18 protein-coding genes are annotated in these 20635 nt (G+C 71.2%); 10 read left to right on the top strand and 8 right to left on the bottom strand.

Features of this window, described 5'->3' with window-relative positions; genetic code table 11:
- Positions 1 to 128: 128 nt before the first annotated feature.
- On the top strand, positions 129 to 674 hold the full coding sequence (locus ACSRUE_RS41550) for a dihydrofolate reductase family protein (RefSeq protein ID WP_441288388.1): 546 nt from the start codon (positions 129 to 131) through the stop codon (positions 672 to 674).
- A 593-nt stretch (positions 675 to 1267) separates the two neighbouring features.
- The gene (locus ACSRUE_RS41545; protein ID WP_441288387.1) at positions 1268 to 2131 is read left to right on the top strand and encodes a kelch repeat-containing protein; all 864 of its coding nucleotides are present in this window, start codon (positions 1268 to 1270) and stop codon (positions 2129 to 2131) included.
- Here the strand turns inward: ACSRUE_RS41545 and ACSRUE_RS41540 are convergent.
- Positions 2128 to 2930 (bottom strand): IS5 family transposase gene (locus ACSRUE_RS41540; RefSeq protein ID WP_441285630.1). Its coding sequence is split into 2 segments (ribosomal slippage): positions 2128 to 2606 and positions 2606 to 2930, totalling 804 coding nucleotides; the frame shifts between segments, so codons are not numbered across the junction. The two genes, ACSRUE_RS41545 and ACSRUE_RS41540, sit on opposite strands and share 4 nt — an antisense overlap.
- Positions 2931 to 3022: 92 nt before the next feature.
- Here ACSRUE_RS41540 and ACSRUE_RS41535 point away from each other — a divergent pair.
- From ACSRUE_RS41535 to ACSRUE_RS41515, 5 genes are all read left to right on the top strand, one after another.
- Positions 3023 to 4906 carry a Kelch repeat-containing protein gene (locus ACSRUE_RS41535; RefSeq protein WP_441288386.1) on the top strand — a complete coding sequence of 628 codons (1884 nt, stop codon included), beginning with the start codon at positions 3023 to 3025 and terminating at the stop codon, positions 4904 to 4906.
- Between the two features lie 238 nt (positions 4907 to 5144).
- Positions 5145 to 5432, top strand: coding sequence for a dihydrofolate reductase family protein (locus tag ACSRUE_RS41530; RefSeq protein ID WP_441293186.1), 288 nt, complete (start codon positions 5145 to 5147; stop codon positions 5430 to 5432).
- A gap of 308 nt (positions 5433 to 5740) precedes the next feature.
- Positions 5741 to 6802 carry a hypothetical protein gene (locus ACSRUE_RS41525; protein WP_441288385.1) on the top strand — a complete coding sequence of 354 codons (1062 nt, stop codon included), beginning with the start codon at positions 5741 to 5743 and terminating at the stop codon, positions 6800 to 6802.
- Between the two features lie 281 nt (positions 6803 to 7083).
- Positions 7084 to 7944: a HipA family kinase gene (locus tag ACSRUE_RS41520; protein WP_441288384.1), complete on the top strand. Its 861-nt coding sequence runs from the start codon at positions 7084 to 7086 to the stop codon at positions 7942 to 7944.
- On the top strand, positions 7922 to 8368 hold the full coding sequence (locus ACSRUE_RS41515) for a DUF3037 domain-containing protein (RefSeq protein WP_441288383.1): 447 nt from the start codon (positions 7922 to 7924) through the stop codon (positions 8366 to 8368). Before ACSRUE_RS41520 ends, ACSRUE_RS41515 begins: the two co-directional genes overlap by 23 nt.
- Positions 8369 to 8392: 24 nt before the next feature.
- On the opposite strand, the gene ACSRUE_RS41510 is transcribed toward ACSRUE_RS41515, so the two are convergent.
- From ACSRUE_RS41510 to ACSRUE_RS41500, 3 genes are all read right to left on the bottom strand, one after another.
- On the bottom strand, positions 8393 to 9316 hold the full coding sequence (locus tag ACSRUE_RS41510) for a DUF808 domain-containing protein (protein ID WP_441288382.1): 924 nt from the start codon (positions 9314 to 9316) through the stop codon (positions 8393 to 8395).
- A 181-nt stretch (positions 9317 to 9497) separates the two neighbouring features.
- Positions 9498 to 10382 (bottom strand): ribosome biogenesis GTPase YlqF, encoded by an 885-nt coding sequence (gene ylqF, locus ACSRUE_RS41505; protein WP_441288381.1) that lies wholly within the window; start codon positions 10380 to 10382, stop codon positions 9498 to 9500.
- A gap of 57 nt (positions 10383 to 10439) precedes the next feature.
- Positions 10440 to 11150 (bottom strand): DsbA family oxidoreductase, encoded by a 711-nt coding sequence (locus ACSRUE_RS41500; RefSeq protein ID WP_441288380.1) that lies wholly within the window; start codon positions 11148 to 11150, stop codon positions 10440 to 10442.
- A 492-nt stretch (positions 11151 to 11642) separates the two neighbouring features.
- On the opposite strand from ACSRUE_RS41500, the gene ACSRUE_RS41495 reads away from it, so the two are divergent.
- Positions 11643 to 12650 carry a DUF2167 domain-containing protein gene (locus ACSRUE_RS41495; protein WP_441288379.1) on the top strand — a complete coding sequence of 336 codons (1008 nt, stop codon included), beginning with the start codon at positions 11643 to 11645 and terminating at the stop codon, positions 12648 to 12650.
- Between the two features lie 490 nt (positions 12651 to 13140).
- Positions 13141 to 14556 carry a DUF6896 domain-containing protein gene (locus tag ACSRUE_RS41490; protein WP_441288378.1) on the top strand — a complete coding sequence of 472 codons (1416 nt, stop codon included), beginning with the start codon at positions 13141 to 13143 and terminating at the stop codon, positions 14554 to 14556.
- Positions 14557 to 14747: 191 nt separating this feature from the next.
- Here the strand turns inward: ACSRUE_RS41490 and ACSRUE_RS41485 are convergent, their stop codons facing one another.
- The 4 genes from ACSRUE_RS41485 to ACSRUE_RS41470 all read right to left on the bottom strand — a co-directional run bounded on the left by ACSRUE_RS41485 (position 14748) and on the right by ACSRUE_RS41470 (position 20080).
- Entirely contained in the window at positions 14748 to 15458 is a 711-nt protein-coding gene (locus ACSRUE_RS41485) for a GNAT family N-acetyltransferase (RefSeq protein WP_441288377.1), read from the bottom strand.
- A gap of 73 nt (positions 15459 to 15531) precedes the next feature.
- Positions 15532 to 17229, bottom strand: a complete 1698-nt coding sequence (locus ACSRUE_RS41480; protein WP_441288376.1) for a rhomboid family intramembrane serine protease — start codon at positions 17227 to 17229, stop codon at positions 15532 to 15534.
- 140 nt (positions 17230 to 17369) lie between these two features.
- Positions 17370 to 19034 carry a protein kinase domain-containing protein gene (locus tag ACSRUE_RS41475; RefSeq protein ID WP_441288375.1) on the bottom strand — a complete coding sequence of 555 codons (1665 nt, stop codon included), beginning with the start codon at positions 19032 to 19034 and terminating at the stop codon, positions 17370 to 17372.
- Positions 19035 to 19306: 272 nt separating this feature from the next.
- Positions 19307 to 20080, bottom strand: coding sequence for an endonuclease/exonuclease/phosphatase family protein (locus ACSRUE_RS41470; RefSeq protein ID WP_441293185.1), 774 nt, complete (start codon positions 20078 to 20080; stop codon positions 19307 to 19309).
- Positions 20081 to 20159: 79 nt separating this feature from the next.
- Between ACSRUE_RS41470 and ACSRUE_RS41465 the strand changes: the two genes are divergently transcribed.
- Positions 20160 to 20630, top strand: coding sequence for a GNAT family N-acetyltransferase (locus ACSRUE_RS41465; protein ID WP_441288374.1), 471 nt, complete (start codon positions 20160 to 20162; stop codon positions 20628 to 20630).
- Positions 20631 to 20635: the final 5 nt, after the last annotated feature.

The raw sequence follows: 20635 nt of genomic DNA, 5'->3' as shown, positions 1-20635 counted from the left end.
CCGGCGAGCTTTCTCCGGTGGCGCTGGCGCGAGCGGCGCGATGAGAATGGCCTCGACGCGCCAGGACCCGGTGCGCTCGATGGACGGACCCCCGGCGAGCTCAGGACAGCGTATCAAGGAGGATTCGAATGAGAAAGATCGTCTATGACATCGCGGTGACGCTCGACAACTTCATCTCGCACGAGGACGGCTCGGTGGACGGCTTCGCGATGCAAGGAGAGCACGCCGCCGATTACGTCGAGCGCCTGAAGGGCTACGACACCGTCGTGATGGGGCGAAGGACGTACGAGTGGGGCTATCCCTTCGGGCTCGTCCCCGGGAAGCGAGCCTACCCGCACATGGCACATTACATCTTCTCGAAGACCCTCCGCTTCGGCGAGGGCGCCGAGGTGGAGGTCGTGGACCGTGACGAGATCGCGGCCCTGAAGCGGCTGAAGGAGGGCGACGGGGCCGATATCTATCTCTGCGGGGGCGGCGCCTTCGCCGGCTTCCTCCTCGATCACGACCTCATCGATCAGCTCGTCCTCAAGGTGAATCCCATCGTCTTCGGGCACGGGATCCGGCTCTTCGGCGGCAGCACCAGGAAGGTCGAGCTGGCGCTCCTCGGCGCGACGTCGTACGCGAACGGCGTGTCGCTGCTCCGGTACGACGTGAAGCGCGGGGGCGCGGCCTGAGGGGGCCGCCCCGGCGAGGGCGTGCCGCACGATTCCGTCGCGACGCGATCGTCGGCGGGCGCTGAGCGCCGCACCTCGACGGGGCTGAGCCTGTTGCCGGGGCGGACAATACCAACAGGTTCGAGACGGGCCGCACGCCGCGTTCAACGACAAGGGCGGGACGCTCGTGTACATGCACGCTTGGCCGTCGTGCCGCTCTCGCGTGTCGAGCGCGTGAAGGACGCGTCTGGATGCGGTGCGCGTGGCGACGTGCATGGGGTCGCGAGCCTCTGGAGAGGCGACCGTTGCGCCTGTTCGCATCGAAGCGCGCGGAGCGTCGCTCAACGTGGCGGAAATTTGAACTTGACCGAGAAGCGAATCGAGCAGATGGTGTGTGTCATCTTTCAAACTGGGGTCAACTTCCGGTTTTTTTTGATCGAGAAGCGGGGTTCATTCGCGCCGGGGACGCGAGCCGCGATGGCGCAGTTGGCCGGAAGCCAAGCTCTGCGTCCCCGTGTGCGGCGTGCGATCCCCGACCGCTCTCGATCGCGAGCCTCATCGCGCTCCATACCATGCGGGCCTGATGGGCTTTTCTTCCTGCCAAGGGGGCATTCATGACGCGTGTCCATTTCGTGCTTCGGGGTTTACCTTTCTCATCATTTATACGGCTCACCGCGCTCCTCATCGGAGCGCTCTTCCTGAGCGGCCTCGGATGCGCGCTCGACGCCGCGCCGCCAGGGGGCGACGAGCTGCGTTTTCGCTTCCCTGGCCAGGCGGCGCAGGTGCTCCTGGGCGACGAGGGGTTCGTCGCGGTCGACAAAGGCTTCGCGCTCGCCTCGACAGGCGGTTCGACCCGTGAGATCGAGGCTCGGTTCGAGCGCCGCGGCGGGCTGAAGGCCGTGCTGCCTGCGAGCGGAGAAGGGAAGGTTCGCTTCCATCTGCCCGGCGGCTTCGAGATCGGCGTGCGCGAGATCGGCGCCGAGGGCGAGGGCGCGGTCGTCGAGCGCGCCGTGGCGTATCGGCGCCAGGGCGGGACGTCGTTCTGGTCTGCGGTCGACGCTGGTTACGAGGAGTGGCTGCTCCTCGATGCCGGCGTGGCGAACGGCGGCGCGCCGGTGGCGGAATGGGAGGTCGACGGCGCGACGCTGCGACAGCAGGGCGACGCGGTCGAGGTCGTCGACGACGCGGGCGCGGCGCGGCTGCGGGTGACGGCGCCGGCGGCGTATGCGAGCGGCGGTCGGCCGGTCGAGGCGCGGCTCGAGGTGCGCGGGGCGACGATCGCGCTGTGGGTCGACGCGGGCAGCGACGAGGTGCTGGTCGACCCGATATGGGCGCCGATAGGAGCCATGAGCGCAGCGCGCGCCAACTACACGGCGACGCCGCTCGGGAATGGCAAGGTGCTCGTCGTGGGTGGGCAGAATGCGGGTTCTGTGCTGGGGAGCGCCGAGCTGTACGATACGGTATCTAAGAGCGCCTAACAAAAGCCCGTCGGGATATAGTTGAGGCAGATCAGGCATACGGCGAGCAGGAGGAACGCTCGGTGAATGTCGGCACGGCGCTCATACCGCACGGTCAAGCGCCGGAAGCGCCGGAGCCAAGCGATCGTCCGTTCGACGACCCAGCGGTAACGGCCGAGTTTCTCCGACGACTCGATGCCCTTGCGAGCGATGCGGGGCACGATGTGGCGCAGATGACAAGCCAACCGCAGGGCCGGGTCGTCGTAGGCCTTATCGGCATGCAGTTTCTTGGGGCGGCGCCGCGGTCGGCCGCAAGGACGCGCGATCGGCGGCACCGCGTCCACCATAGGAGTGAACATCCTCGAGTCATGGACGTTCGCCGGCGTCATCTCGACGGCGAGCGGGATACCATTCTGATCGACCAGAAGGTGATATTTCGTGCCCGGCCGGCCGCGATCCGTGGGGTTCGGGCCAGTTTTTTCACCCCCCTTTTTGCCGGAACCAGCGAGGCATCCAGCGCAGCACGCTCCCAGTTGATCCTATCGGCTTCGCCGAGCTCATCGAGCAAGACCTCGTGGAGCCGATCCCAGACGCCAGCCTGCTGCCAGTCGCGCAACCTGCGCCAGCACGTCATGCCGCTGCAGCCGAGCTCTTGCGGGAGATACTCCCAAGGGATCCCGGTCTTGAGCACGAACAAGATACCGGTCAGCGCGATCCGATCAGGCGTACGCGGCCGGCCCCCCTGCGGCTTCGGCTCCGTTTTCGGCAATAGAGGTACGATTCGTTCCCAGAGTTCGTCCGGCACCAACAGCTTGCCCACGCTGTATTCTGCCGCACCATCGGCTTCCCTCAAGCAAGCGGGGTGAACGGGCTTTTGTTAGGTGCTCTAATACCTGGTGGCCGGCCGGAACGTTGGCCGCGGCCCGCTACCATCATACGGCGACGCTGCTCGGCAACGGCAAGGTGCTGGTCGTGGGCGGGGACGCCAGCGGCTCGGTGGTCCATACGAGCGCCGAGCTGTACGATCCGGCATCCAATACCTGGACGGCTACCGGCGCGCTGGCCGCGGGCCGTGGCCGCCACACGGCGACGCTGCTCGGCAACGGCAAGGTGCTGGTCGCCGGGGGATGGAACGCCTCCTCTGTGGCGATGGCGACCGCCGAGCTGTACGATCCGTCGACCGGCGTCTGGTCGCCCGCTTCACCGATGGGGGCGAGCCGCTCCATGCACACCGCGACGCTGCTCGGGAGCGGCAAGGTGCTCGTCGCCGGCGGGAGCAACGCCGCTTCTCTGTCGAGCGCCGAGCTCTACGATCCGGGGACCGGCGCCTGGTCGCCGACGGCCTCGATGACCGGGCCCCGCCACAACGCCACCGCGACGCTGCTCGTGAGCGGCAAGGTGCTCGTCGCAGGCGGCTACATCAATGCTACCAGCGAGCTGCAGAGCGTCGAGATCTACGACCCGTCCTCGTCGCCACCCGTCTGGACGACGGCGACGCCGATGAGCAGCAAGCGCTCCAACCCTACCGCGACGCTGCTCCCGAACGGCAAGGTGCTCCTGACGGGCGGGTGGAGCGCCCCCATGGTCGCCAGTGCAAGCGCCGAGGTCTACGATCCGGGAACCAACGTTTGGGCAGCGGCCGGGTCGATGAGCAACGTCCGCGTCGGTCATACTGCGACGCTGCTGAGCAACGGCAAGGTGCTACTCGCGGGTGGGCTCAACTTTGGCGTTCCCAATAACACGTACTACTCGAGCGCCGAACTGTACGATCCGGCGGCCACGATGTGGGCGCCGGTCGCATCGATGATAACTACTCGCATGGCGCCGACCGCGACGCTGCTCAACGATGGCAGGGTGCTCGTAGCGGGCGGTGATCTGGTGTCGGGAACGACCACCGAGCTGTACAATCCGGCGACCAACACCTGGGCCCCGGGGCCGGTGATGAGCGCGGGACGCGAGTACCATACGGCGACGCTGCTCGGCAATGGCAAGGTGCTGGTCGTGGGCGTTCAGACCTTCGCGGCTCCCGCGAACGCCCAGCTGTTCGATCCCACGACCGACACCTGGTCGTCCGTGGGCTCCTCGTCAAACCCGAACCTCAACCGCCAGGGGCACACCGCGACGCTGCTCCCCAACGGCAAGGTGCTGGTGGTCGGAGGCGTGCAGGTGCCCGCCTCCCCCACGACTTATCTGCGCGACGCGGCGCTGTTCAATCCGGCGACCAACACCTGGTCGGCCGTCGCCTCCTTGCCGGCTTCGGCTGCTGCGCGTGCCTACCATGCCGCGACGCTGCTCCCCGATGGCAGGGTGCTCGTCTCGGGAGGTGTGAACTCGACGGGGGCGCTCGCCGGCAGCTATATCTACGACCCGTTGATCGATTTTTGGTCCTCCGCAGCTTCGGTGAGCCCAGCTCGCGGCTATCATACGTTGACGTTGCTGGGCAACGGCAAGGTGCTGGCGGCGGGGGGAGCGACGACCGACGCGGATGTCTATGACCCAGCGTCCAATACGTGGTCCGGCATCCTTAATATTATTGGCGCCCGCACCTCGCCGACCGCGACGTTGCTCAACGACGGCAAGGTGCTGATCACAGGGGGCCTGAATTTGCCCTCGAACGCGCGGAGGACCGTCTTCCTCTACGATCCCGTGACGAATCACGCCCTCTTGACTGGGGAGCTGAGCAGCGGCCGGTTCGCTCATGCAGCGGTCCGGCTCGGGAACGGCAAGGTGCTGGTCGTGGGCGGCAGCGACGGCTTCTTCCCCGCCGTGTCGAGCGCCGAGATCTACACCCCCTGACGCCGGCGGGGCGCCCTGTCCACGGGCCAGCCCGTCCGCCGACGACGCGGCCGGCGCGGCGCAGGCGCTACCAGCGCGCGCCGTCCGCCGTCCGCTTCCGCAAACCAGCCAAGATCCCGCGTGCGGCAGCTGAACAACACCGCCGTGCCGCGCTTCCGCCCGCGAGGCGCCGCGCAGGTTGTGGGCGGCCGCCGCCTTGCACTCGACGATGATTCGACGATGACTCGACCACGCGGAGATCGCCCTCTACTACGCGCTCGGGAACCTGCCGGCGCCCGAATGGCTCACCCACAAATTTTTCTCAGGCATCTATCTCTGCGGGGGCGGCGCCTTCGCGGGCTTCCTCCTCGATCACGACCTCATCGATCAGCTCGTCCTCAAGGTGAACCCCATCGTCTTCGGGCACGGGGTCCGGCTCTTCGGCGGCAGCTCCAGGAAGGTCGAGCTGGCGCTCCTCGGCGCGACGTCGTACGCGAACGGCGTCTCGCTCCTCCGGTACGACGTGAAGCGCGGGGGCGCGGCCTGAGGGGCCGCCCCGGCGAGGGCGTGCCGCACGATTCCGTCGCGGCGCCGTCGTCGGGCCCGCCGCGGCGCTTTTGTCGGGCGTGCGCCGAGCGCCGCGCCTCGACGGGGGTGATCTGGTTGGCGGGCACACACGTTCGGGCTGTTGAGAAAAATTTCTGCCCAGGGTAGCTTGCGCCAGGCGGCTGGCTCGGTGGAGCTAGCGGGCGGTGGCAACCGCCATGGCGAACGGCGGCCCGGGCTGCGTGGCCTCGTGGTGCACATCAGGAGAGGGTCAGGATGAGATCAGTTCTTTCTTTGGCAATGTGCGGGATGCTGGTCGGCGCATTCGCCATGACGGGTTGCGGTGATGACGACACCACCGGCAGCGGCGGTGCGGGCGGCGCGGGCGGTGAGACCAGCTCCAGCACGACGTCGAGCTCGGGCGGCGGCGAAGGCGGCGCGGGCGGCAGCGACGGCGGCGCCGGCGGCGAAGGCGGCGAAGGCGGCGCGGGCGGCAGCGACGGTGGTGCCGGCGGCGAAGGCGGCGCCGGCGGCGAAGGCGGCGCCGGCGGCGAAGGCGGCGGGGCCCCCGACATCGGTCCCGGTCCGGAGGAGAGCTGCTCGGGTTGCGCCCGGCTGGCCGTGCCGCTCACCACGGCTTCCACGGGGACGCTGTTCCAGTTCGACTTCGCTCCGCTGGTCGACCTGACCGGCGCTACCGTCACGTTCCGTGTGAAGGCTCAAACCGCCACCGGCGGTGGTCTGCAGGTCTTCGTGCAGAACGGAGAAGGGCAGAACTGGGCGGGCGTCCCCTGGGCGTGGACGAGCTTCAGCGATCTGAAAGAGTGGACCGACCTCACCATCGACGTCGATGCCTCTGATGCGGCCGATGCCGCTGCTAACGGGAAATTCGAGAGTACCGAGGTGAGGCGTATCGGCGTCAAGGTCGACGCAGGTGCCGAGGGGCCCTGGGCCAACCCGACCATCGTCTATATCGACTCCATCACCGTCACGAGGCCGGCTAGCACGAGCGGTTCGGGCGGCGCCGGCGGCGCGGGTGGTGCCGGCGGCGAGGGTGGTGCCGGCGGCGAGGGTGGTGCCGGCGGCGCTGGCGGCAGCGGCGAGGGCGGCGCTGGCGGCATGAGCGGCGAGGGCGGCTCGGCGGGCGCCGGTGAGGGCGGCGCTGGCGGCACGAGCGGCGAGGGCGGCTCGGCGGGCGCCACCGGTGAGGGCGGCGCTGGCGGCACGAGCGGCGAGGGCGGCGCCGGCGGCGCGAGCGGCGAGGTGGTCCATGTGATCGGTCCGTTCGAGTTCACGGACGGGCTGCAGAACTTCCAGGTCGGCGACTACCAGCCCGTGGTAGGCTCGAGGCTGGATCCCCTCGGCGAGTGATCCACGAGGGCCTGCGGCGCTCGCTCTCCCGCTGCTGCGCGGGGCGAGCGCCCGGCCCGCCTCATCGATCCTCGAGGGCGCGCGTCCGGTGCGCTCAGCTCGACCAGCGTCCCCGTCTCACGTAACTGCGGGGGCTCTGGCCGACGGCGAGGTCTTTTGAACCGCCAAGGACGCCAAAAACGCCAAGAAAAACACAAAAATCTTGGCGCCTCATGGCGTCTTGGCGGCCCTATCCTTCCGGCAGGGTGGGGGAATCCCCCCGCCCACCACGCTGCTGCTGCATGATCCGAACCGTCCACACGACCCGCTACGTCACCCCGCTCCGCGAGGGCGGGTCGCTGCCGGCCCTCGTCGAGGCCGACGACGACGGGCTCTATGTCCTGAAGCTCCGCGGCGCCGGCCAGGGGCCGAAGGCGCTCATCGCGGAGCTCGTCGCCGGGGAGATCGGGCGCGCGCTCGGGCTCCCGGTGCCGGAGATCGTCTTCATGGAGCTCGACCCCGCCTTCGGGCGGGCCGAGCCGGATCCGGAGCTGTCCGACCTGCTCTCGGCAAGCGCCGGCTTGAACCTCGCCCTCGCCTACCTGCCCGGCTCGCTCGCCTTCCAGCCGCTCGCCGGCCCGGCGATCGACCCGGGGCTTGCCGCCGCCGTCGTCTGGTTCGACGCCTTCACGAGCAACGTGGACCGGACGCCCAAGAACCCCAACCTGCTCCTGTGGCACCGCCGCCTCTGGCTGATCGACCACGGCGCGGCGCTCTATGTCCACCACGCCTGGACCGACGCGACCGACCCGCGCGCCGACGCGGACGACCGCTTCCCGCTCGTCAAGAGCCATGTCCTGCTCCCGTTCGCGGGCGATCTCGCCGCGGCCGACGCCGCGCTGAGCGCCCGGCTCACGCCCGAGCGCATCGCGGGGATCGTCGCCGCGATCCCGGACGCGTGGCTGGCCGACCAGGACCCCCGCGACCGGCCCCCGGGCGAGCGGCGGTCCGCGTTCTCGCCCGACGCGGTCGATGCGCCGCAGCCCGACGCCGCGCCGGTCGCGGCGCGGCGCGCGGCGTACGCCGCCTACCTGACCCACCGCCTCGCGTCGCCGCGGGGCTTCGTCGAGGAGGCGCTCGATGCAGCACGTGCCCGGCGGTAGCCCTCCGGGCGCGCGCGACGCCGACGCCGCCGACCCGTTCGATTACGCCGTGCTGCGCGTGGTCCCGCGCGTGGAGCGCGGCGAGCGCGTCAACGTCGGGGTGGTCCTCTTCTGCCGCGCCCGGGGCTTCCTCGACGCGCGCTTCGAGCCCGACGAGCGGCGCCTGCTCGCCCTCTGGCCCGACCTCGACCTGGAGGCGGTCCGCGGCCACCTCGACTTCATCCGCCGCGTCTGCGCCGGCGATCGGGCGTGCGGGTACGTCGCCGAGCTCCCCCAGGCCGAGCGCTTCGGCTGGGTGGTGTCCCCGGCGAGCACCGTCGTCCAGCCCTCGCGTGTCCACGCGGGCCTCGGCGCCGACCCGGCCGCGGCGCTCGATCGGCTGCTCGCGACGCTGGTGCGGCCAGGGCGGTCCGGACAGGGCTGAGCGGCGCGAGCCCGCGCTCCAGGGTCAGTGGCCGTCCTTTTCGCGGCTCATCGCCTGCTTCACCGCGGTCACGACGCCCAGCACGACCGCGCCGGCCGCGACGCCGACGATCATGTTGGCGAGCGACGGCACCACGGCGCCGAGCATGGCGCCGGCGCCCTGGGTCATGTCCTCGATGGGGTGGTGCAGCCACGGCACGCCGTGCGTCAGGATGCCGCCGCCGACGAGGAACATCGCCGCCGTGCCGGCGACCGACAGGCCCTTCATCAGCCAGGGCGCCGCCCTCAGGATGCCGCTGCCCAGCGACTGCTGCAGATCGCCGCTCTGGCGGCTCAGGTAGAGGCCGGCGTCGTCGAGCTTCACGATGCCGGCGACCAGGCCGTAGACGCCCACCGTCATCAGCACGGCGATGCCGCTCAGCACGGCGAACTGCGTGCCGAACGGCGACGCCGTCACGGTGCCCAGCGTGATCGCGATGATCTCGGCCGACAGGATGAAGTCGGTGCGCACCGCGCCCTTGATCTTGTCCCTCTCGAACTCGACGAGGTCGATCTTCGGATCGGAGAGCGCCTGCACGAGCTCGGCGTGGTGCGCCTCGTCCTCGTGCTTGCTGTGCAGCACCTTGTGGGCGACCTTCTCGAAGCCCTCGTAACAGAGGAAGGCGCCGCCGACCATCAGCAGGGGCGTGACGGCCCAGGGCGCGAAGGCGCTGATCGCCAGCGCCGCCGGCACCAGGATGGCCTTGTTGAGCATCGAGCCCTTCGCCACGGCCAGCACGACCGGCAGCTCGCGGTCGGCGTTGACGCCCGTCACCTGCTGCGCGTTCAGCGCCAGATCGTCGCCCAGCACGCCGGCGGTCTTCTTGGCGGCCACCTTCGTCAGCACGGCAACGTCGTCCAGCACGGTGGCGATGTCGTCGATCAGGGCGAGCAGGCTGCTTCCGGCCATGGAGTGAGGTCCTCGTCGGGTGAATGGGGGAGGGAGCGCAGGGAGCGTGGCGAACGTCACGGGCGGCGCCGCTGGGCAGCCGTCGCGGTGGGCATGGTAGCGGGCGTCGGCGGCCTTCGGGTCGAAGATCCTGGACGCCGACGTCGATCGGCCAGCCTGGCCGTCGGCGCCGCGCTTCGGCTCACGCGCTCTCTTCGATCCCCGACGGCGACTCCAGCCCCGGCGGCTCTTCCAGGCTGATGCGCCCGAGCCGGCCGGCGCGGAAGTCGTGGACCAGGATGTCCGACGCCTTGTGCAGGTCCACCGACCCGCCGCTGCGCAGGCAGCCGCGGCGGCGGCCGATCTCCTCGATCAGCGCGGCGGCCGTCTCCGGCAGCTCCTTCAGCTTGTAGCGGGCGACGAGGAGCTCGGGGTAGCGCCGCAGGAAGTACCCCGCCGCGAACAGGGCGACGCTCTGGTAGTCGATGGCCGTGTCGGGGATCGCCCCGCCCACGGCCAGGCGGAACGAGGCCGCCTCGTCGTCGATCTTGGGCCAGAGGATCCCCGGGTTGTCGGAGATGGCCATGCCGGTCTTCAAGGTGACGAGCTGCTGGCTCTTCGTGACCGCGGGCTCGTCGCCGACCTTGGCCACCTTGCGCTCCATGAGCGCGTTGATGAGCGTCGATTTGCCGACGTTGGGGATCCCCACGATCATGGCCCGCACCACCTTGCCGGGGCCGTTCTTGGGGGGCGCGAGGCGCTTGCAGAGCTCCGGGATCCGGCGCCGCGCCTCGGACGACTGGCTCGCGGAGATCGCGATCGCGAGCACCTGGCCCGCCGGCGAGGCGCCGCGCTCGGCCTCGTCAGGCGGCGCGGCGCGCTCCGCCTCGAAGTAGCGGAGCCACGCCGTGGTGACGGCCGGGTCCGCCAGATCGCTCTTGTTCAGGACCTTGATGCACGGCTTCTGGCCGCGCAGCTCGGCCAGGACGGGGTTCTCGCTGGCCAGCGGCATCCGGGCGTCGAGCACCTCGATGACGACGTCCTGCGACGGGATCGACTCGGCGATCGTGCGCCGAGCCTTGGTCATGTGGCCTGGATACCATTGGATCGACATCCGTCGCGGAGCTCTATCACGCCCTGCGGCTCACGCGCACCCGTCCGGGCCGCAGGCCGCCCCCTCGGGGAGCGCCTGCTCGGGCGCGTCGGCCGCCTCGTCCCACGTCTTCTGGAGCACGCCGAGGAGGGCTTCGGCCGGCTGCGCGCCGGAGACGCCGTACCGCCCGCCGAACGCGAAGAAGGGGACGCCCGTGATGCCGATCGCGCGCGCCTCGGCCTCGTCGGCCCGCACCTCGCGCGCGTGGGCGTCGCTCGCGAGCGCCGCGCGGACCTCCTCCGGGTCGAGCCCCGCCTCGCCGGCGAGGCGCGCGAGCACCTCCGGCTCGCCGATGGCCTCGCCCTCGGTCATGTAGCCGCGGAGCAGCCGCTCCTTCACCGCGTCCTGCACGCCGCGCTCGGCCGCGAGGTGGAGCACGCGGTGCGCGTCGAAGGTGTTGCCGGGCCGGACCTTGTCGAAGCGGAGATCGAGGCCGTCCGCCGCGCCCACCTCGGTCATCTGCCGGATCATCGCCTCGGCCTTGGCGACGGGCATGCCGTACTTCTTCGCGAGGCGCCCGGCGTAGGACACGTCGGTGTCGAGGACGCGCTTCGCCGAGGGGTCGAGCTCGAACGCGCGCCAGACGACCTCGACGGCCTCCCGGCGCGGGAACCTGGCGAGCGCGGCCTCGAGCCGGCGCTTGCCGACGTAGCACCAGGGGCACGCGATGTCGGACCAGACATCGATACGGAGCTTCTTCATGGCGGTCAGGGTAGGGCGCAGCGGCGCCGCCGGCCAGGCGGCGTGCGTTGCGGGCGGGAAGGGCGCCTGCGCGGCGGTCGGGGAGGGGTCGAGCTCGCCGGGGAGAGCTGAGCCCCCGTGTACGCCCGCCTGGGGGAGGCCGTCGCCTTCGCGGTGGCGGATTGCTCCGGGCAGTCACGCACAGGTCGACTGGATGAATCTGGCCGGAAGGTGTCGTGCACCCAGCCGGATCGTGGAGCCGCATGTCCATTAGCGGTGCTTGGCGAAGGGAATCGGCTGTATTGCATTCGCGGCGAAAGCACGTTTCTGACGCGCCCCGCCCCCCCTCCTGGAAAAATGACACTGCATCAACAACTTATCCATGCATTGAAGGAGCTGCCTTCTCCACAGCCTGCGGGAGCGCCACGCTGCGCTTGTGCGCCATGGAGCACTCTGGTTGAATGCCCCGAATATTCTCGAAGACGGCAGGGTGTTCCGTCAGGAGTGGGGAAAATGTCCAATCGTCAACTCGCTTCGATCGCTTCGGTGGCCCTGGTGCTCGGCGCGAGCGCGCTCGCCGCGGCCGGGGACCCGAGCCCTGCCGCGCCCGCCGGGGCCGCGGCCGGAGCGGCGAGCGCCGTGCCCGCGGGGGACGCGCAGCCGGCTGCGGCGGAGCCATCCGGCGACGCAGCGCGGGAGCCGACGGCGGAGGAGATCGCCGCGGCGATGCAGAAGTTCGATGCCGAGCTGAAGCTCCAGAGCGGGAAGGTCACGGTCGGCGACAACCTGGCCGAGCTCGACGTGCCGGAGGCGTTCCGCTTCACGGGCCCGGAAGGCACCAGGAAGGTGCTCGAGGCCTGGGGCAATCCTCCGGGGTCCGAAGCGCTCGGCATGCTGTTCCCGGCCGGCCTGAGCCCGATCGCGGACGACTCGTGGGGGGTCGTGATCAGCTACGTGGAGGAGGGCCACGTCGACGACGACGACGCGAAGGACATCGATTTCGGCGAGCTCCTGGCCGAGATGCAGAAGGACACCGGCGAGGGGAACCTGGAGCGCCAGAAGGCGGGCTTCCCCGCCGTGCGCCTGATCGGCTGGGCCGAGCCGCCTCACTACGATCCCGCGACGAAGAAGCTGTACTGGGCCAAGGAGCTCGAGTTCGAGGGCAACGAGCACCACACGCTCAACTACTCGATCCGCGTGCTCGGGCGCAAAGGCGTGCTCGAGCTGAACGCCGTCTCCGGCATGAAGCAGCTCGCGTCCGTGCGGGGCGAGATGCAGAGCGTGCTGAAGTTCGTCGAGTTCAAGCCCGGCAACCGCTACGAGGACTTCAACGAGAAGATCGACCAGGTGGCCGTGTACGGCATCGGCGCCCTGGTCGCGGGCAAGGTGGCGGCCAAGGCGGGGCTGTTCAAGGGGCTGTTCGCCCTGCTGCTCGCCAGCAAGAAGCTCGTCGTCTTCGGCCTGGTGGCTGTCGCGGGCGGCGCCAAGGTGCTGTGGGAACGGATCCGCGGGCGCGCTTGACGTTCGGGGAGTTCTTGAAAGCCTTGCGTCGTTCGAAGGCGCATACGAGCAGCTCCTTGAACTTCACGCAGCGGGAAAGCTCGGCGCCGGAACGGCCGATTCCTCAGCGGGGACCTCGAAATCGTCAGGCGGATCAACCAGCTGATCGGGCCGGGTCGGACAGTGGCGAGGTGCGTCAATCGGCCCAAGAAATACATGCTTTGGCTGAGCCATGCGCGCGGGCGTTGAAGGGGGCGATGTGTCGCCCGCTGGATCATAAAAGCAATGAATTCGATGGGATGGCAGCACATGAGGTCATGGAGCGTGACCTGCCTGGTACCTTCGGTGTAGCGGGCAATGCCAGCAGGTTTGAGACAGGCTGCCGCCCAAGTACTGGCCGCGAACCCGCGATCGCCTCGTGGCCGACGAGATGAAGCGGCCCCCCAGCGCTCACGTCGACGCCCGCCCCCCCGCCTTGCCGCGCACGCTCAGCCGCGTCACGACGACGCCTGTGCATCCCGTCCTTATTGCCGTTCGCACCGCCCTCGCCGGGGGCCCCGTCGCCGCCGGTCCGCCTCCTGACCCGTGGCACGCGTGGCTCCTCGTGGCGCTCGCGCGGCAGGTCGATCGGCAGCGCTGGCTGGTGCGGGTCCAGCGTGAGCGCCTCTCTCATGCCTCCCGCCGTGGCGACGTACCGGGCATGCCGGGCTGGAAGTTTTACTTTCACGGCATCGGCCTCTGCCTGACCGCACCCGACGGCGAGACGATCGACGTCGACGACCACGGCGATAACGGTCTCACGATCGATCCTTGGTTCTTCACGCAGCGCATCCTGAGCCTACCTTGCCCCGCGCTCCCCGAGCGGCGCCTGCTCGCATATCTTCCGACCGCGGACGTCATGGCCGCCGCGATCCGCGAGCTCACCCGGGAGGGACCGCTCGTCGTCAACGAGCGCGGGCACGTCTTCCGCGTCGTCCCTGAAATCGAGGAGAACGCCGGGGCGTTCGCCTCGATCGACTTCTCCGACGCGTCCCTCCGCGCTCGCTGGGCGGAGCACCTCGGCGATCACGAGCTGCTCGCCGTCGAGCGGCCCTCGGCGGCCACCCAGGCGCGTGCCGCCGCGCAGCGCGAGGCCTACAGGCGGTACTTGCTCGCGGGGATCGCGAGCGAGGCGACGGCAAGCGCGTTCATCGAGCCCCTCGAGGTAGCGCTCGATCCAGCGGAGTTCGTCGATGTGTGCGCGGGGCTGATCGACGCGTCGGTGAACACGACCTCTGGGCGCGCGATCGAACGGCTCGACGTACACCCCGACTACCCCGTCTGTCCGGCGGTAGCCAGGCTGCTCGCCCGCGCGGATCCGGCGCTGCATCATCCCTACGCCGTGCACGCCGCGGCCCGGTACCTGCTGCGCCGCGGGATAGAGCGCGATCGCGCGGTCGAGGTGGTGCTGGCGTTCGCGGGCGTCGAGGTCGTCGAGGGCTACCTGGGCAACCCGCTCCTCGGCGAGCTTGCCCTGCTGCTCCTCGAGCATGCGCCTCCGCACGCGCTCGCCGCGCTCCGCCGGGGGCTGCGATCGAGCACGCCCGCGGTCCGGACGGACGTCGCCGCAGCGCTCGCGGCGCTCGGTCAGGCGTGGTGCCTTCGAGAGCTCCTGCTCGCGCTGGACGACGCCGCCACGTTCGAGGAGTCGGCCGCCGTGCGGGCCGCGCTCTCGTGGATTGGGTCGGGCGAAGCGCGCGCGGCGGTGAGGTACTGGACGCAGACCCACGTTCTGCGGACGACGGAGGGCCCAGGTTATGGATGGGAGGAGATCCAGGAGGCCTTCGCCGATGAGTCGCTCGAGTACGAGATCGACGAACGTCGCGCCTGGGCCGACGCGACCCGACCGGGGATCGATCCGGACTTCGACCGCGTTGTGTGGGGATGAAATGCAGGTGGTGGGGAATTCCCCCATTCTGCCGGAATGATGGAGCCGCCAAGACGCCACAAGACGCCAAGATTATTCTTGTTTTCTTGGCGTCTCGTGGCGTCTTGGCGGTTTAAAAGACGCCACCTTCGGCCAAAGTACCCCACCACCGGGCGACGCGGAGCGCCTCGTCGTCGCCCGGTCACCCCCGCTTACCGCCGGTCCTCCGCGCCCATCAGCGCGGAGAGGCTCTGCCGCTGGCGGCCCGCGCCGTCGAAGTTCGATGGATCGAGCCAGCGCTCGAACGCCGCCTTCGCCGCCGGCCACTCCTTGTCGATGATCGCGTGCCACGCGGTGTCGCGGGTGCGCCCCTTGACCACCGCGGCCTGCCGGAACACGCCTTCGAAGCGGAACCCGAGCCTCACCGCCGCCGCCCGCGAGCCCGCGTTGAGCGCGTGGCATTTCCACTCGTAGCGCCGGTAGCCGAGCTCGTCGAATGCCCGCCGCATCATCAGGTACATCGCCTCCGTCGCAGCAGGCGTCCTCTGAAGGAGCGGTGAGTACCTGAGGTGCCCGACCTCGATGACGCCGTTATTGGGGTCGATCCGCAGGTACGCCGCGACGCCGACCGCCCGTCCGGTCGTCGCGTCGATGATCGCATGGAACAGCGGATCATCGCCCAGGCACGTGGCGTCCATCCAGGCGCGGTAGTCCGCCAGGGTCGCGAAGGGCCCATAGGGCAGGTAGGTCCAGCCTCGCCCCTCCGCGTCCGCGAGGTTGGCCGCATGGAGGTCCGCCGCGTGCCTCTCGGGATCGATCGGCTCGAGTCGGCACGTGCGCCCGAGCAGGATCTCGCGCGGCGGCAGCGGCCGCGGCGTCCAGCCGGGGAGAGGGTGGCCGATCGGCTGCATCAGAGAATTCATGTGCTCCACGGGATCGCTATCTCCGCAAGGTGGTTCGCTCGCGGCGCCGGCCGCGGGCGCCGCCAGCAGCGTGTTACTGCGCCCCGATCGTCGCCGCCACCCTGTCCTCGATCCCTTCCCATGTCGCCGGCCGATCCGCCGTCGAGTAGGCCTGGAGCATCACCTCGCGGTCCCCGAGCACGACGACGTAGCTCACCATCTGCACCCCGTTCTTCAGCCCGTTCTTGACGCTCACCGCCGGCCGCCCGCCCAGCGTGACGCGCGCCGCCGGGCCCTTCGTGACGGTGTTCGCCGGCCGTTGCTCGTCGAGCACCTTGCGCTCCTGCTCGAGGAGGGCGTCCAGCTGATCGGGCGGCACCGGGCCCTCGAGCGGGAAGACGGCGACCTGGAACACGACGGGCGTCCGGGGCAGCTGACCGTACGTGTGGAAGCGGACGCCGGACAGCTCCTCCACGGACGCGGCGCTCGCGAGCGCCTCCGGCAGGTCCAGGGCGACGCCCGTGTCCGCGACCGCGGTGCGCGTCAGCGCCGGCGGCGCGCGGAGCTCCCACGGGCGGCCGGCGGCGAACGCCGTCGCCACGGACAGCGCCATCGCCGCGGCCGTCAGGGCGGCCGCCGCCGTGAGGAGGGAGCGCGGCCTCGGCTCGGCGTCCGCCGCGCGCTCGCGCCGGTCCACGGGCGTGAGGCCCCGGGGGAGGACCGTGACGACGAGCGCGAAGCCGACGACGCCGCCGCCCAGGTGCGCGAGCAGGTCGACGCCGGGCTGAAAGCTGTAGACGAGGTTGATCCCGAGCGGCAGCCACGCGCGGCTGCGCATCTGCGCGATCATCGCGGGGGGCAGCAGCCCGTGCGGCCGGAGCGCGACGCCGATGCCGGCCGTCATCAGGCCCCAGATCGCGCCCGACGCGCCGACGCTCCACCGGTCCTCCAGCATCGCGCTCGCGAGCGACCCGCCAAGCGCCGAGGCCCCGTAGAGCAGGAGGAAGCGCCGCGGGCCAAGGAGCGCCTCGAGCATCGGGCCGAAGGACCACAGCGCCAGCATGTTGACGAAGAGGTGGATCGGGTCGGCGTGCAGGAACGCCGAGGCGAGGAGCCGGTAGAGCTCCCCATGGCGCACCGCCTCGCCGCTGTTGGCGCCCATGCGCCACAGCGCCGCCTGGTGGGTGCCCGAGCCGAAGGCGTAGCTCACGGCGAGGAGCGCGGCGCACGCGATCATGAGCGTCGCCGTGACGCGGCGGCTGCCCCTCAGCCGGTCGACGATCGCGCGCTCCTGCTGCGCGAGCGCCTGCCCCTCGGCGAGCGCCTCGGCGAGCGCCTCGGGCTCGAGCGGGCCCGCCTCGGCGAGGCGCTCGTGGGCCCGCTCGAGGGCCGGCAGGGCCTGCCCCTTCACGCGCGCGAGCTCGCCCGCCGCGTCGAGGTGGTGGAAGCCCATCGGCACGGGCTGCACGAACGGCGCGACCTTGGCGAGCGCGGCCTGGCCTGGGGCAGCGCCGCCGCCCACCAGCACGACGTGCGTCGGCGGCCCGCCGGGCCGCACCGCCTTCACGAGCGGCTCGAGCAGGGCGTGGATCTCGTCGGCCGTGGGGTCCCCCGGCGCCGTGACGAGCGCGATCTGGAGGGGCGCCGACCTGCCCGCGAGGAACGCCAGGCCCGGATCGCAGCGGAGCAGCACGAGGGCGTCCGGCCCGCGGAGCAGCGCGGCGAGCAGGCGGTCGCGTCGAGCCGCCGCGTCGCCCCCGGGCGCACGGTCCATGATCGGCAGATCCACCACGCTCGCTTCTCCTCCTGCTTCCTCCTCCCGCGAGAGGTCGCGCGGCGAGCGTAGCCGAAAGGCGGCGCGCGCAGGATCATCGCGGAGCGCGCCCGGCGAGCTGCCGCGCTCGTCCCGGGTCGGCGCCCCCGGCCTCCTCGCTAGGGCATGTGCGACGCCCGCGCCGCGTGCGCCGCCACCTCGCGGCGGAGGGCCTCCGTGACCCCCGGCAGCTCCCTGAGCCAGTCCCGCGTCGGGCGATTGCGCATCAGCCAGGCGACGGCGTCGTCCATGGTGCTGAACACCTCGTAACGAAGCCGCGAGCGGCTCAGCAGGATGAACTCGATGGCCACGTTGCGCACGAGCGACGCCTTGAAGCCGTGGCCCTCGAACACCAGCGCGGCGCACATGCCGCGGGCCGCGAGCTCCCTGGAGAGCTCCGCCAGCGAGCTCCGGACCTCCCGCCCCGCCGGGACGGTGTTCTCCTCGAGGATGACCAGCGTCGCCTGCAGCTCGCTGCCGCGCTCGCGCAGGATGCTCCGGACCTCGCTCACCGCGGCTGCCGTGGTGTGCCGGCGCCAGATCTGGAAGAGGAGGCCCTTCCAGGTGGCGACGCAGTGATCTTCATCCAGCGCGTGGAGGAAAGGCCTCGTCGCCCTGCTTCCCCCCTCGCTGCGCGGCGGCGGCGAGCTCGCGGGCGGCGCGGGATCGTCGTGGTCCCTGAGCGGCGGGGCCGCGAGCGTGCTGTTGAAGCAGGCGGAGACCGGGGCGGGCGGCCTCGCCGTGACCATGCCGGCCGGGGAGGCCTCGGGCGGCGGGAGCGAGCTGCGGCGACGCGACGCCGCGGCGCCGAGCGACGCCTCCGGCGGCGGGAGCGAGGTGCGGCGGCGCGACGCCGGCGCGGTCGACGCCGGCGCGGTCGACGCCGGCGCGGTCGGCGCCACGCGCGCGGCGCCGTCGAGGAGGCGATCGAGGGCAGGGCACATCGCGGACGCGCTGGTGAAGCGGGCGAGGGGGTCGCGCTCGACGCAGCGAGCGAACCAGGCGTCGAATCCGGCGAAGAAGGGCGGCAGTCCGAGCTCGCCCGCGCGCCGGCTCGCGGTGGGGATGGGCTCGAACAGGACTTCCCGGAGGAGCGCCGGGACGTCTCGGCCCTGCCAGAAGGGCTTGCCCGTGAGGACGAAGAACGCGAGGAGCCCATAGGCCCAGACGTCGCTCTGGGGGAGCGCCCCCTGGCTCTCGCGCGCTTGCTCGGGGGCCATCCAGAGGGGCGTGCCGACGGCGGCCGTCAGCGAGGCGCGCGCGTCGGCGATGATCTTGGCGATGCCGAAATCGAGCAGCTTGACCCGCGGCGCGGCGCCGCCGCCGGCTTCCTCGAGAAAGACGTTCTCGGGCTTGAGATCGCGGTGAACGATGCCCGCGCCGTGCGCGTCCTCGAGCGCGCGCCCGAGCTGCCCGAGGACGCGGCGCGCCTCGGCGATCGGGAGCGGGCCTGCGCGCTCGACGCAGGCGGAGAGGGTCTCGCCCTGGAGGAGCTCCATCGCGAGGTAGGGCAGGCCCGTCACGCCGTCGACGCCGGCGATCAGCACCTCGACGATGTGCGGCGACCCGATGAGCCCAGGCGCCCGCGCCTCTCGCTCGAAGCGGCGGCGCTCCTCGGGGTCGACGGCGCGCACCGGGTGCATGACCTTCACGGCGCGCTGGCGCGCGGTGCTGCGCTGGTGGCAGAGATAGACGCTGCCCATGCCGCCCGAGCCGAGCGGGCGCACGACCTCGAAGTCGCCGCCGATGATGCTGCCAGCGTGCAGGCGGTAGGGTGAATCCATGGCGCGGACCGAAGCGTTTGCGTACCGGAGCCCCCGCGCGTGTCGCGCGCGATACCGCCGATTCAATCATGTTGTCGGCCGCTGGCGAGCCGAAGACATCGCATCGTGTGCTGTTCCAGTGGCGTCGTCCCGGTCCGACCCGGTCACACCGGCGCTCCGTCCGCTGCTCGAGCGCCGCCGCCGCCGCGCTGGCCGTGAGGATTGCTGAGCGAACGGTGCTTCGCTGTTGCAGGTGCAGAGGCGTGGACGGATCCTCCGCGCGGCGCGCGGCGTCAGGAGAGCTCGGCGACGACCGCGTGGTGGTCGGACGCGGCGCCGACGTCGATGACGTCGGCCAGCGCGAGCCGGCCGGCGAGCCGCGGAGACAGAAGCACGTAGTCGGTCCGCGTCTCCACCTGCGCGCCGTCGCGCCCGCGCAGCGCGGTGAACCAGCGCGAGGAGCGCGGCCTCAGGAGCAGGGCGTCGGCCCAGCCGAACGCCTCGATCGAATCCATCGTGTCGAACCGCGGCGGGCTGCCGTACTTCTCGATGCCGGCCGCCGCGAGGCGCGCGCCGAGGTCCGGAGGGTAGGGGTCGCGGCGCGACAGCGCGTTGAGGTCGCCGGCGAGCGCCCAGAGGCCCGCGGCGAACCGGGCGGGCGGCACGAGCGAGAGCAGCCAGCGGGCCTCGGTGAGCCGGCGATCCTCGCTGCCGGCGTTGAGGTGGGTGCCGAGCACCACGAGCGGCTCGCCGCCGAGCGAGAGCTCCACCTCGACGAGGCAGTGGGCCAGCGCCTCGGGCGCGTGCACGCGCGCGCCGGCGAGCGGCGCCCGGCTGACGACGGCGACATGGTTGCGCCTCCCGTTCGGGCGCGGGTTGGCGTTGCCCAGGACGGCGTGCCGCTCGCCGGCGGGCGCGCCGATCGCCTCGGCGACGGCCCGGAGCCGGGCGCCGTCCTCCCAGCCCACGCACTCCTGGAGGACGAGCAGATCGGGGCGCGCGGCGGCGACGATCGCGAGGATCGCCTCGAACCGATCCTCGCCGCCGAAGAGGATGTTGAAGGTCATGATCTTCACGGTCCGATCAGGCTAGCTCCTCCGAGGCCGGGGCGGCTGCGCGGAGCAGTCAAAAGGCGCGCTGAACCGGGTGGACGCGGCGCCCGAGACGGCGCACGAAGCGGGCATGGCCGGCGACGTCCTCCCGATCCGCAGCGACTCGCCGCTCTACGCCGGCGCGCTCCGCCTCCGGCGCGAGGTCTTCGTCGTCGAGCAGTCCGTGCCCGAGGACATCGAGATCGACGAGCTCGACGCCGTCGCGCAACACTTCGTGGTCCTCGACGGCGGCGAGGTCGTTGCGACGATGCGGCTCGTGCCGTACGAGGGCGCGCTCAAGGTGGGCCGCGTGGCCGTAAGGAAAGACCTTCGCGGCGCGGGCCTCGGGCGGCGGCTGATGGAGGAGGCGATCCGCGTCGCCGGGGCCGAGGGCGCGCGCGCGCTGGTCCTGAACGCCCAGGTCGCTGCGGCGGCGTTCTACCGCAAGCTCGGCTTCGTCGAGGACGGGCCGATCTTCGACGAGGCGGGGATCCCGCACACGAGGATGGTCCGGCGGATGGCCTGAGAAGG

This window comes from Sorangium sp. KYC3313 (assembly GCF_052075895.1).
Taxonomy (GTDB): domain Bacteria; phylum Myxococcota_A; class Polyangia; order Polyangiales; family Polyangiaceae; genus Sorangium; species Sorangium cellulosum_B.
Note: the sequence above shows the minus strand (reverse complement) of the source record. Positions and strands in the feature narration are given on the sequence as shown.